The organism is Yersinia sp. 1252 StPb PI, assembly GCF_048593885.1.
Taxonomy (GTDB): Bacteria; Pseudomonadota; Gammaproteobacteria; order Enterobacterales; family Enterobacteriaceae; genus Yersinia; species Yersinia enterocolitica_E.
The window spans coordinates 1-12,878 of the sequence record NZ_JAZGQE010000138.1 but is presented as its reverse complement, the minus strand read 5'-3'; the positions used below and the strand labels follow the sequence as shown (position 1 = coordinate 12,878).

The following is a 12,878-nucleotide window of genomic DNA, read 5'->3' as shown; positions in this document are numbered from 1 at the left end:
TTGTTCCCGGTCAGTGGAGGCGCATTATAGGGAGTTCCTGACAGCCTGCAACCCCTAATTTGAAAAAACTTTTCAACTGCTCATTAATACGGCAAAAACCGTAGATATGGCGAAAAAGAAAACAAAAAGGGGGCGATTTCTCGCCCCCTTGAGGATTAACGATTACTGTCTGGCAATGATATGCCCGTTTTCCACATCCAAAGTAACAGGTACTCCCGGGATTAATTTGCCGGAAAGTATCTGCTGCGCCAGCGGGTTCTCGATTTCCTGCTGAATCGCGCGTTTCAATGGCCGTGCACCATAAACAGGGTCAAAGCCGGTTTCCCCCAGGAACTCCAACGCAGGTTGAGTAATGGTAACCTGATAGCCACGCTCTTCCAGACGTTTATACAGCCGCTCCAGTTGAATACTGGCAATTGAGGCCAGATGTGCTCGACCAAGCGGATGGAAGACAACCACCTCATCTATACGGTTAATAAATTCAGGACGGAAGTGATGACTAACAACCTCCATCACCATATTCTTCATTTCGGTATAACTTCTTTCACCGAAACGTTCCTGAATCAAATCTGAACCGAGGTTAGAGGTCATGATGACAACCGTGTTACGGAAATCAACCGTTCTCCCCTGCCCGTCAGTCAAGCGACCATCATCCAATACCTGCAACAGGATGTTAAACACATCAGGATGTGCTTTTTCCACTTCATCTAACAAGATTACAGAATAAGGACGACGGCGCACCGCTTCCGTCAGATAACCACCTTCTTCATAGCCAACGTAGCCCGGAGGTGCACCAACCAGCCGAGATACGGAATGTTTCTCCATAAACTCTGACATATCAATACGCACCATGGCATCGTCGCTGTCGAACAAGAACGTGGCCAATGCTTTACATAATTCAGTTTTACCTACACCCGTCGGGCCTAAGAATAAGAAGGAACCAATTGGCCGGTTCGGATCTGATAACCCAGCACGACTACGGCGGATAGCATTGGATACTGCTTCGACTGCTTCATCCTGACCAATGACACGTTTATGCAGGTCTTGTTCCATGCGCAGCAATTTATCGCGCTCACTTTCCAGCATGCGTGATACCGGAATACCCGTCCAGCGCGCCAGGACATCAGCAATCTCAACCTCAGTGACACGATTGCGCAGCAACTTCATGGTTTTCCCTTCCAGCGCATTGGCTGCCGCTAGCTGTTTTTCCAACTCAGGGATTTTACCGTACTGAAGTTCTGACATCCGAGCCAAGTCACCCACACGTCGAGCCTGTTCTAAGGTAATTTTGGCCTGTTCCAACTCAGTCTTAATATTCTGAGTCCCAGTCAGTGAGGCTTTTTCAGCTTTCCACTCTTCTTCCAGTTCAGAGTACTCACGCTCTTTCTGCTCTAATTCGGTATTGAGCATTTCCAGCCGTTTTTTACTGGCGTCATCGGATTCTTTGTTCAGCGCTTGCTGTTCCAGTTTCAATTGGATAATTCGGCGCTCCAGCCGATCCAATGATTCTGGTTTTGAATCCATTTGCATACGGATACTGGAACCGGCTTCATCGATCAGGTCAATGGCTTTATCCGGTAACTGGCGATCCGAAATATAACGGTGCGACAGTGTTGCCGCGGCAACAATTGCCGGGTCGGTGATCTGCACATGGTGATGCAGTTCATATCGCTCTTTCAGCCCGCGCAAAATGGCAATGGTGTCTTCGACTGTCGGTTCCGCAACATAGACTTTCTGGAAACGCCGCTCCAGCGCCGCATCCTTCTCTATATACTGGCGATACTCGTCCAGGGTGGTCGCACCGACGCAATGCAGCTCACCGCGCGCTAACGCAGGTTTCAGCATGTTACCAGCATCCATCGCCCCATCGCCTTTCCCAGCGCCAACCATGGTATGCAATTCATCAATGAACAAGATCACACTACCTTCTTGTTTTGATAAATCGTTCAACACACCTTTTAGACGCTCTTCAAATTCACCACGATACTTAGCACCGGCAATCAGTGAGCCCATATCTAATGACAGCACACGTTTATGTTTCAGGCCTTCAGGCACTTCGCCATTGACGATACGTTGTGCCAACCCTTCCACGATGGCGGTTTTACCAACACCGGGTTCACCAATTAATACCGGGTTGTTTTTGGTACGACGTTGTAACACCTGAATAGTACGGCGAATCTCTTCATCACGGCCAATCACCGGATCAAGTTTCCCCTGCTCCGCACGTTCAGTCAGGTCGATAGTGAATTTTTTCAACGCCTGACGCTGATCTTCAGCGCCTGGATCATCGACTTTGTCACCACCACGCATATTTTCAATTGCCTTATCTATTTTATCAGTTGTTGCACCGGCAGCCTTTAACATGTCAGTTAAGGTGCCGCGGTCTTCAAGCACTGCCAACACGAACAGTTCTGAAGAGATAAACTTATCTGCACGCTTTTGCGCTAATTTGTCACAAAGATTCAATACACGTACCAGCTCGTTTGATGGTTGAACATCACCGCCGGTACCTTCAACTTGTGGAAGACGACCTAAAGCCTGCTCAATGTCGCTGCGCAAACTGGCAACATTAATACCCGCCGAGGTCAACAATGGGCGAACCGTCCCCCCATCCTGATTGAGCAGTGCGCTCATCAAATGTAACGGTTCAATAAACTGGTTGTCGCGCCCAAGCGCTAAAGACTGGGCATCGGCGAGGGCAAGCTGGAATTTGCTAGTAAGACGATCCAGACGCATAACACCTCCGATATTGGTCAAAATTGCTACTGGAGATTAGATGAGGTCATCCCTCAAATTTTCAAGGTTATTTCGACACTATATTTAAAGTAATTCGTTATGCGTCAGCGGATCGTCCTAATTCAGTAGGTTATATCAGCCAGACTAAACTTGCCATACGTCCAGTGATTCCATCGCGCCGATAAGAGAAAAATTGCTGTTTTTCACTCACAGTACAGCGATTACCGCCATAAATAGCGTGAATACCTGCAGCCTGTAGCCGCAAATGAGCCAATAGATAGATGTCAGCGAGATATTTGGTGCCTGAAGGAACAAAAGCAGAGGCGGATGCTGGGTCGATATTGATAAAGGCCTGTTTCACATCTTCACCCACTTCGAACTGCTGTGGGCCAATGGCTGGGCCTAACCAGGCAATAATAGAAGCAGGGGCCGCGTTGAACTGCGCCAGCGTCTGTTCAAGGACGCCAGCACATAAACCACGCCAACCAGCATGTGCGGCCGCAACTTCGTCGCCGGCTAATGAACAAAACAGCACCGGTAGGCAATCTGCGGTCATTACGGCACAAACTTGCCCAGCAACCCGGCTATAAGCCGCGTCAGCCTGTACATCAGCTACCGCCTTACTATCCAGATGCAGGACACGAGTACCGTGTACCTGCTCCAACCAAACAGGCATTTGCGGCAAGCCAGCCAGTTCAACTAATCGCTGGCGATTAGCTATCACACTGGCTGCAACATCACCAACATGGGTACCAAGGTTTAATGAATCATAAGGCGATTCGCTGATACCACCGTGACGGGTGGTGCTACATGCCTTAACACCGGCAGGCATCGGCCAGTCTGGGAGTATCAGTTGGGGACTCATTACCAATCCATCTGGTCTTTGAATTCTTCAGTATCAGCCTTCAGCGCATTTATCAGCTCAACCATATCTTCTGGTAATGCTGCATGCCATTCCATTTGGATACCACTGATAGGGTGATACAAACGCAGCATGGTGGCATGCAATGCCTGACGATCAAAACCACGCAGAATGGAAATAAAGGAATCAGAGGCGCCTCTTGGTGGGCGCGGACGGCCACCATAAAACTGATCACCCACCAGCGGATGGTTAATATGAGACATATGCACGCGGATCTGATGGGTACGGCCCGTTTCTAAACGCAAACGCAGGCGGGTATGGGCGCGGAAATGCTCCATAATCCGGTAATGGGTAGTTGCTGGTTTACCCATTGGGTGCACAGCCATGTGAGTACGCTTGGTGGAATGACGCGAAATTGGCTCATCTACTCGACCGCCCGCAGTCATATTGCCAATGGCTACGGCTTCATATTCACGGGTAATTTCACGCGCTTGCAGTGCTTCAACTAAACGCGTTTGTGCCGGAACCGTTTTTGCTACTACCATCAAACCAGTAGTATCCTTATCCAGGCGATGAACGATACCCGCGCGCGGGACATCCATGATTTCAGGATAATAATAGAGCAGTGCATTCAGAACCGTACCATCTGGGTTGCCGGCTCCGGGATGCACAACTAAACCACGGGGTTTATTAATGACCAAAATATCGTTATCTTCATAGACGATATCCAGTGGGATGTCTTGAGGCGCCCAGCGGGCATCTTCCTCAATTTGCGCGTCAATGGCGACGAGCTCACCACCCAACACTTTTTCTTTAGGCTTATTAATTGTTTTACCGTCGACTGTGACCCTGTCTTCCAAAATCCACTCTTTTATGCGAGATCTTGAATAATCAGGGAACAATTCGGCCAAAGCCTGATCTAACCGTTGACCGAGTTGAGATTCGGCCACCGTTGCGCTGAGTTGTACTTGTTGTGCCATATGCAGCTTCTTGTTCGTTAACGTTGGGTTTTGACGGCGATGCCGTTTAATATAATGTGCTATTGTATCTAGATCTTTGTCGGGAGCTTAACGGACAGTCTCCCGGAATAACACTTCGAGGATAATCAAAACGTCATGACGCGTATGAAATATCTGGTGGCTGCCGCCACGTTGAGCCTGGTGCTGACCGGTTGCTCCAGTAACAAGGACGTGGTTCCCGATAACCCGCCTTCTGAGCTCTATGCTACCGCTCAGCAAAAACTGCAGGACGGTAACTTTAAGGGAGCTATTACGCAACTAGAAGCGTTAGATAACCGCTATCCTTTCGGGCCTTACTCCCAACAGGTTCAGCTTGATTTGATTTATGCGTATTATAAATCTGCTGATCTGCCGTTGGCGCAAGCCTCAATTGATCGCTTTATGCGCCTCAATCCAACACATCCTAACATCGATTACGTATTATATATGCGTGGTTTGACTGACATGGCTCTGGATGACAGCGCATTGCAAGGTTTCTTCGGGATTGATCGTTCAGACCGCGACCCGCAACATGCCAAGGCCGCATTCCGCGATTTTAACCAGTTGATTCAAAACTATCCGAACAGCCAGTACGCAACTGATGCGCAAAAACGCCTGACGTTCTTGAAAAATCGTCTGGCCAAGCATGAACTGGCCGTGGCGCAATATTACACTAAACGAGGCGCTTACGTCGCGGTAGTTAACCGTGTAGAACAAATGTTGAGAGATTATCCTGATACTCAAGCAACCCGTGATGCGTTGCCATTGATGGAAAATGCTTATAAACAACTGCAACTCAATGCCGAGGCAGACAAAGTTGCCAAGATAATTGCAGCGAATCCAGCCTGATATTGTCTGGCTCGATAAAATAACAAACGGCAGCCTAGGCTGCCGTTTTCAATTCTTGCCTTACGGCAGATGTTCACTTTACTGGTGTAGGCCGATAAAACTCACTGCATCAGACTATCGCGCTAATACCCTATCTAAAACAGAAAAATAACGCCGTTTTTAACTGAATGCAGGCAATATAACTTATCAATAATGCGGCATTATAATCAATGATTCAAGCCCCCAGCCGCTATTCCTGACGTTGAATCACAGTTCCCATGACCTTTGCAAAAAGTGACAAAAAAAAGTGACCTTGATCATACATTTTGTGAGAAAGAGAGGTATGCTGAAGTTATCCAAGACGGAGCAGACAGAGAGGTAAGTCATATGACAGTCAACATTACCAGTAAGCAAATGGATATTACCCCAGCAATTCGCAAGCATGTTGAAGACCGTCTCACCAAACTGGATAAATGGCAGGCCCAGTTAATAAACCCGCACATCGTACTGTCTAAAGGTCCACAAGGATTTGTTGCCGATGCAACTATCAGTACACCAATGGGGCCATTGGTTGCCAGTGCCAAACATGATGATATGTATGCTGCAATTAATGAGCTTATCACCAAACTAGAACGCCAATTAAATAAAGTGCAGCACAAAGGTGAAGCTCGCCGCGCAGCAAGTAGTGTTAAAGAAGCTAATCTGGAGTCAGTAGATGTAGAGGAAGAAGAATCCGAGCAAGAACAATAGCCGGAGCCATCCATCTCATTTCGGATCTAACGCGCCTTTGGGCGCGTTTTTTATTGACAGCAATTCAGGCTGGCGGTTAATTTAGAGTCTGATCAGTTTTAAGAACTGACTTTCTTTACTATTTATTTTCGTGGCAACACACTTACGAGTAAAACAGGTAACCAGTAACGATGATCAATAAAGTGTTTTTCTTCGCATTCTTTTTTACCTTCCCCTGATTGGGAGGCGTTTCGTCGTGTGATAAAGAATGCGAAGACGAACAACAAAGCCTCCCAAGCGGGAGGCTTTTTTTATGTGTATATCCTCGTCATACTTCAAGCTGCATGTGCATTGGCTACCTTCCTGCTGCTCGAATTATTTAGGGTATAATCATTCAGAAAAATAAGGCAAATCCCTATGACCGATAATCCATTACTGGTGCTACGTGAACGCATCAGCGCACTAGACTTAAAACTGCTCGCCTTGCTGGCAGAGCGGCGTGAATTAGCAGTGGATGTCGCTAAAGCTAAGCAGCTCCATCATCGTCCTATTCGCGATAAAGAGCGTGAACGTGACTTACTGGATGCCCTGATAACTGCCGCTAAGCCCTATGACCTCGACGGATTCTATGTCACTCGTCTGTTCCAACTTATTATCGAAGACTCGGTCTTAACTCAGCAGGCACTGTTACAACATCAGCTTAATCAAACCGCCCTACATTCTGCCCGTATCGCTTTCCTGGGCCCAAAGGGCTCTTATTCACATCTGGCTGCACGTCAATATGCCGCTCGTCATTTTGAGCAACTGATTGAATGTGGTTGTCAGAAATTCCAAGATATTTTCACTCAGGTAGAAACCGGGCAAGCGGATTACGCCGTCTTACCGATAGAGAACACCAGTTCCGGCTCTATTAACGACGTTTATGATTTGCTGCAACACACCAGTTTGTTCATCGTAGGGGAAATAACCAACCCTATTGACCACTGTGTTCTGGTTGCAACTGAAACTGACCTGAGCAAAATCGAAACCGTATACAGTCACCCACAACCTTTCCAGCAGTGCAGCCAGTTCATTAATCGTTTCCCTCATTGGAAAATTGAGTATTGCGAAAGCACTGCTGCGGCGATGGAAAAAGTGGCACAAATGAACTCGCCAACAGCCGCCGCTCTGGGTAGTGAAGCTGGTGGTGCACTGTATAATTTGCAGGTGCTGGAACATAATCTGGCGAATCAGCAACAAAATATCACTCGCTTCATTGTTCTTGCCCGTAAGTCCATTGAAGTTTCAGAGCAGATACCGGCCAAAACCACCTTAATTATGGCGACGGGTCAGCAATCAGGGGCACTGGTTGAAGCACTATTAGTGCTGCGAGACCACGGTATCATCATGACGAAACTGGAATCCCGCCCGATTAATGGCAATCCGTGGGAAGAGATGTTTTATATTGATGTGCAGGCTAATTTACGGTCCGATTCGATGCAAAAAGCGCTGGCAGACTTAGCACCTATTACCCGTTCGTTGAAAATATTGGGTTGCTACCCAAGCGAGAACGTGATTCCGGTCAATCCAAGTTAACGCAGCGTTAGAGATTCACGACGCTTAGGATTTACAAGGCCCAAGGATGGGCCGAGTAACAAGTGCAACCAATGACGGGTATGATTATAGGCGGCTATCGTTCGCCTGACGCAGCAATGAACGGCTCTCCACCAGAAAACGCTCTGCATAATCGCCAAACCAGTGCTCAACTTTCTGAAAACTTTGGACAAAGGCTTGTTTATCACTCTGCTCGAGCAAAGTAATCGCTTCACCAAAGCGTTTGTAATAACGTTTAATTAGCGCCAGATTATCTTCCGAAGACATAATAATATCGGCATAAAGCTGTGGGTCTTGCGCAAACAACCGCCCAACCATCGCCAGTTCCAGACGATAAATCGGTGAAGACAGTGCCAACAATTGCTCTAGCTGCACGTTTTCCTCAGCCAGATGTAGCCCATAGGCAAAGGTCGCAAAATGCCGTAATGCCTGAATAAATGCCATATTCTGATCATGTTCGACAGCACTGATGCGGTGTAATCTTGCCCCCCATACCTGTAACTGCTCCAACAGCCACTGGTATGCTTGCGGGTCGCGACCATCACAATACACTACCACTTGCTTCGCCAGACTGCCCACATCAGGGCCAAACATCGGATGCAGACCCACAACCGGCCCTTCATGAGCAGCCAGCATGGCTTGCAGCGGCTTGTTTTTCACCGAAGCGAGATCCAATAAAATGCAATCTGGCGGTAATTTTGGCAATCGCCCAATCACTTCTTCAGTGATATGGATGGGTACACTAACAATCACCATACCAGCATCCGCCAGAATGGACTCAGCCTGTGGCCAGTCCCCTTGCTCCAGTGTTTTCACCTGATAACCAGACAAGCCCAGCATGCGGCTAAATAAACGCCCCATCTGCCCTTGCCCACCGATAATGACTACGGGCCGCAATTGTGGGCACAAGGTTTTAAAACCTTTGTCATTCTCGCTGGTATAAGACTCTCGCATTATCCGACGCAATACGTCTTCAATCAAATCCGGCGGTACACCTAAAGCCTCGGCTTCCTGTCGGCGTGAGGCCAACATCAAAGCCTCACGATCTGGAACATAAATAGGCAAACCATAACGGCTTTTAACTTCACCTACTTCTGCCACTAAATGCAGGCGTTTAGCCAGCAGGTCCAACAGTGCTTTATCGACTTCATCAATTTGATCGCGTAAAGCGGTCAGTTCAGCCACCATACTTACTCTTCCTCTACAGTCCGTGCCGCCAGCACTGAACGCAATTCTTGATGCATGCCACGTAACAGGGTTTCGGTGCTTTCCCAGTTAATACAGGCATCGGTCACTGAAACACCGTAGTGCATAGCAGTACGGGGTTGTTCAGATGACTGATTCCCTTCGTGGATGTGGCTTTCCAACATCACACCGGTGATAGAACGATTACCCGCCTTGATCTGTTCAACCACAGATTCAGCGACGGCAGTCTGGCGACGGTAGTCTTTATTCGAATTACCATGACTGCAATCTATCATTAAGGATGGAGTGAGTCCCGCATCCTGCATCTGTTTTTCACACTGAGCGACATCTTGTGCACTGTAGTTAGGGGTTTTGCCACCACGTAAAATCACATGACCGTGTGGATTGCCCTGGGTTTGCAACAAACAAACCTGACCGGATTGGTTAATTCCCATAAAGCGATGTGGCATAGCCGCAGCACGCATTGCATTGATTGCGGTGCCCAAACTGCCATCAGTACCATTCTTGAATCCAACTGGCATGGATAAACCAGATGCCATTTCACGGTGAGTTTGTGATTCGGTGGTACGCGCACCAATTGCTGACCAACTGAACAAATCACCCAGGTATTGCGGGCTATTCGGATCCAGTGCCTCAGTTGCCAGCGGCAAGCCCATACCCACTAAATCCAGCAGTAATCGACGGGCAATATGTAAGCCTGCTTCCACATCGAAAGAGCCATCCATTGCCGGGTCGTTGATAAGGCCTTTCCAACCGACAGTAGTTCTTGGTTTTTCAAAATAGACACGCATAACGATATATAAGCTATCACTCAACTCCGCAGAGAGTGTTTTCAAACGACGCGCATAATCCAGAGCAGCATCCACATCGTGGATCGAACATGGGCCACAAACGACTAATAAACGTGGATCTCGTCCTTGAACAATATCAGCAATGGTTTTGCGAGCAGATTCAATCGCATACTGATCATTGTCGCTCAAAGGAAACTGGTTTTTCAGTTCTTCCGGGGTTATCAGTATTTGTTCAGCACTGATATGGACATTATTGAGCGCATCTTTTTGCATGATCATATTCTTTACCCTATCTCTGTTTAGCGGATGTCGTTTAGCGTATTTATCGTTTGATGAGGTACACAATACCATGACGTGTAAAGTTTTCAATCCATATGTGTAAATAAATAATTACCACACTTTTACCGCCCTATTTCTGTCCGACTTTTGCGGTAAGTCGCAGTTTCCGCAGATGGTCCCAACCTCCCTCGGAGGCCATGATAGAATGCGGAAAATTTGTGGAGGCTGTATGTTAAGAGTCATCATCGTCGACGATGAGCAACCTGCGCGTGAAGATTTACGCGAAAGACTGAGTGAAGAACACGATATTGAGATCGTCGCCGAATGCAGTAATGCACTGGAAGCAATCCCTGCAATCCAGCGCTTACAGCCCGACGTGGTGTTTCTCGACATCCAAATGCCAAGAATTAATGGCCTGGAATTGGCATCAATGTTGAATCCAGAAAATATGCCACACATCGTGTTTGTTACCGCTTACGATGAATATGCTATCCGTGCATTTGAAGAGCACGCCTTTGACTATCTGTTAAAACCACTCGATTATCAACGGCTGGCAAAAACGCTAATACGCTTAAGGCGCGGCCTGACCGTAAATAATAATTTACATAAAATCACTGAACCCATGCTGCGGCATATCCCCTGTTCCGGTCATAACCGTATTTTTTTGCTGAAAATTGAAGAAGTAGAATATCTAAGCTCTGAGCTTAGCGGGGTGCATGTCGTCGGGACAGTGCAATCAGGCTATACCCAGTTGTCACTCAAAACACTCGAAGAAAAAACACCATTTATCCGCTGCCACCGTCAATATATGGTGAATACTGAACAACTGGGAGAAATTCAACTGATGGATAATGGCTCAGCCGAAGTGATTACCCGTAGCGGTAGGCATATCCCGGTGAGTCGCCGCTACTTAAAATCACTGAAGGAGAAATTAGGTATTAGTTGAGGGATGCGGCAGTTAAAAATCACAGAAAATTCCCCGACCGATTATACGTTTTATCAATGCATGCCAATCATTAACAGCATGGCGGTGCCAACGCAAAAGGAAAACCGCCCTCAAATTATGATCCAATTGATAATATTAATGTGTTAAAACGGGAAATAATAAGTGTTATTAGAAAATTAACACATTAATTGAATACAATATTTATACATTATTTTCACAATCAGACCATATATCCCATCATTCCCTCCTCACGCCACTTTAATTAATTAGAAAAGTCTGGGCTGATATAAAAATAGAGGCAGATCTCAGATTTAATTAATTACATAACTAAACAATACTCCCTTGATATTAGCCAAGTTTTAATCAATACAATCTGTGCTCTGATAGAGAAAGTCGAGTAAGAGCCATGCTCATTGCTTAAAACCAGCAAATACCTAACCGAATTTCATTCATGTTGGAAGCAAGGGAACGTTATGATAACACTACAATTTATAATTATAATTATATGTCTACTACTGGGGACACGCTACGGAGGTATGGGGCTGGGGTTAATAAGTGGTATCGGCTTATTTATTCTAACCTTTATCTTTGGGCTTGAACCAGGGAAGCCACCAGTAGATGTCATGCTCACCATATTAGCTGTTATTGGTTGTGCATCTGTATTACAAACTGCCGGTGGATTAAATGTAATGATGCAATTTGCCGAGCGCTTATTACGCCGGCACCCTCAGCATATTACGCTACTAGCTCCATTTACAACCTGGTCATTAACCTTTTTATGTGGCACCGGGCACGTTGTTTATACCATGTTCCCGATTATTTCTGATATTGCCATTAAGAAAGGTATTCGCCCGGAACGACCAATGGCTGTTGCATCCGTTGCTTCACAAATGGCTATTACCGCCTCACCCGTATCGGTAGCTGTCGTATCATTAGTATCAATTATTGGTGCCAACCACGGTATCGGCCATGCTTACAGCATTCTGGAGATTCTGGCCGTATCAGTCCCAGCCTCTTTAGTTGGGGTACTAATGGCAGCCTTGTGGAGCCTGCGCCGTGGTAAAGACCTGGATAAAGACCCTGATTTTCAAGAAAGAATTAAAGATCCAGAGCAACGCTCCTTTATCTATGGTTCAACAGATACATTATTGAATCAGGTTTTCCCGAAACAAGCCTACTGGTCTACCTGGATATTCTTCGCAGCGATCGCAATAGTAGTATTACTGGGCGCTTTTGCTGATCTGCGACCAGCCTTTGAAGTTAAGGGCAAATTGCAGTCACTGTCGATGAACCTGGTTATTCAGATGATGATGCTGATAGCTGGTGCGGTTATATTGATGGGCTGTAAAGTTAAACCCAGTGATATCTCTAACGGTGCCGTATTTAAAGCTGGCATGGTTGCTATCTTCTCGGTATTCGGTGTTGCCTGGATGAGTGATACCTTCTTCCAAGCCCATATGGGTGATTTGAAACTGGTATTGGAAGATGTCGTGAAAAGTAAGCCTTGGACTTATGCCATTGTTCTGTTCTTGGTTTCCAAACTGGTAAACAGCCAAGCGGCAGCATTAGCCGCCATCGCACCAATGGGCCTGCAACTTGGTGTTGATCCTAAAATGTTGATTGCCTTCTTCCCAGCAGCTTATGGCTACTTTGTTCTGCCAACTTATCCAAGCGACCTTGCTTGCATCGGTTTTGACCGTTCAGGTACCACCAAGATTGGTAAATTTATCATTAACCATAGTTTTATCATCCCAGGCCTTATCGGTGTTATTAGCTCGTGTATCACCGGTTACCTACTGGTAACGACCTTTATGTAATTACTCGGTATACAGATGATATGCAAAGAGGCCAGTTCACAATGGGCTGGCCTCTTTAATTTTGTGGCATAAGAATTTCATTCTGTGAACACA

10 protein-coding genes and 1 other annotated feature are annotated in these 12,878 nt (G+C 46.6%); of the genes, 5 read left to right on the top strand and 5 right to left on the bottom strand.

The genetic code is table 11. From position 1 onward, the window contains the following. Window positions 1–162: 162 nt before the first annotated feature. The 3 genes from clpB to rluD form a co-directional block, all read right to left on the bottom strand. Window positions 163–2,736 carry an ATP-dependent chaperone ClpB gene (gene clpB / locus V2A85_RS17395; protein WP_372558124.1) on the bottom strand — a complete coding sequence of 858 codons (2,574 nt, stop codon included), beginning with the start codon at window positions 2,734–2,736 and terminating at the stop codon, window positions 163–165. 130 nt (window positions 2,737–2,866) lie between these two features. Then, complete coding sequence (gene yfiH / locus V2A85_RS17390; protein ID WP_372558123.1) at window positions 2,867–3,601, bottom strand: purine nucleoside phosphorylase YfiH; 735 nt, start codon at window positions 3,599–3,601, stop codon at window positions 2,867–2,869. After that, on the bottom strand, window positions 3,601–4,578 hold the full coding sequence (gene rluD, locus V2A85_RS17385; protein ID WP_083160215.1) for a 23S rRNA pseudouridine(1911/1915/1917) synthase RluD: 978 nt from the start codon (window positions 4,576–4,578) through the stop codon (window positions 3,601–3,603). Before rluD ends, yfiH begins: the two co-directional genes overlap by 1 nt. Before the next feature lie 135 nt (window positions 4,579–4,713). Between rluD and bamD the strand changes: the two genes are divergently transcribed. From bamD to pheA, 3 genes are all read left to right on the top strand, one after another. Then, window positions 4,714–5,445, top strand: coding sequence for an outer membrane protein assembly factor BamD (gene bamD / locus V2A85_RS17380; protein ID WP_032905545.1), 732 nt, complete (start codon window positions 4,714–4,716; stop codon window positions 5,443–5,445). 366 nt (window positions 5,446–5,811) lie between these two features. Further along, window positions 5,812–6,174 carry a ribosome-associated translation inhibitor RaiA gene (raiA, locus tag V2A85_RS17375; protein WP_083160217.1) on the top strand — a complete coding sequence of 121 codons (363 nt, stop codon included), beginning with the start codon at window positions 5,812–5,814 and terminating at the stop codon, window positions 6,172–6,174. Window positions 6,175–6,343: 169 nt separating this feature from the next. Then, window positions 6,344–6,468 (top strand) — a sequence feature (Phe leader region). A 102-nt stretch (window positions 6,469–6,570) separates the two neighbouring features. Beyond that, the gene (pheA, locus tag V2A85_RS17370) at window positions 6,571–7,728 is read left to right on the top strand and encodes a bifunctional chorismate mutase/prephenate dehydratase (protein ID WP_083160219.1); all 1,158 of its coding nucleotides are present in this window, start codon (window positions 6,571–6,573) and stop codon (window positions 7,726–7,728) included. Window positions 7,729–7,812: 84 nt separating this feature from the next. On the opposite strand, the gene tyrA is transcribed toward pheA, so the two are convergent. Together tyrA and V2A85_RS17360 are read right to left on the bottom strand one after the other, a co-directional pair. Next, window positions 7,813–8,934 carry a bifunctional chorismate mutase/prephenate dehydrogenase gene (gene tyrA / locus V2A85_RS17365; RefSeq protein ID WP_420071952.1) on the bottom strand — a complete coding sequence of 374 codons (1,122 nt, stop codon included), beginning with the start codon at window positions 8,932–8,934 and terminating at the stop codon, window positions 7,813–7,815. Window positions 8,935–8,936: 2 nt separating this feature from the next. Continuing rightward, complete coding sequence (locus tag V2A85_RS17360; RefSeq protein ID WP_083160223.1) at window positions 8,937–10,016, bottom strand: 3-deoxy-7-phosphoheptulonate synthase; 1,080 nt, start codon at window positions 10,014–10,016, stop codon at window positions 8,937–8,939. A 235-nt stretch (window positions 10,017–10,251) separates the two neighbouring features. Between V2A85_RS17360 and btsR the strand changes: the two genes are divergently transcribed. Next, window positions 10,252–10,968 (top strand): two-component system response regulator BtsR, encoded by a 717-nt coding sequence (btsR, locus tag V2A85_RS17355; protein WP_083160225.1) that lies wholly within the window; start codon window positions 10,252–10,254, stop codon window positions 10,966–10,968. 473 nt (window positions 10,969–11,441) lie between these two features. Then, window positions 11,442–12,785 carry an anaerobic C4-dicarboxylate transporter gene (locus V2A85_RS17350; RefSeq protein WP_372558120.1) on the top strand — a complete coding sequence of 448 codons (1,344 nt, stop codon included), beginning with the start codon at window positions 11,442–11,444 and terminating at the stop codon, window positions 12,783–12,785. The last annotated feature ends 93 nt before the right edge of the window (window positions 12,786–12,878 follow it).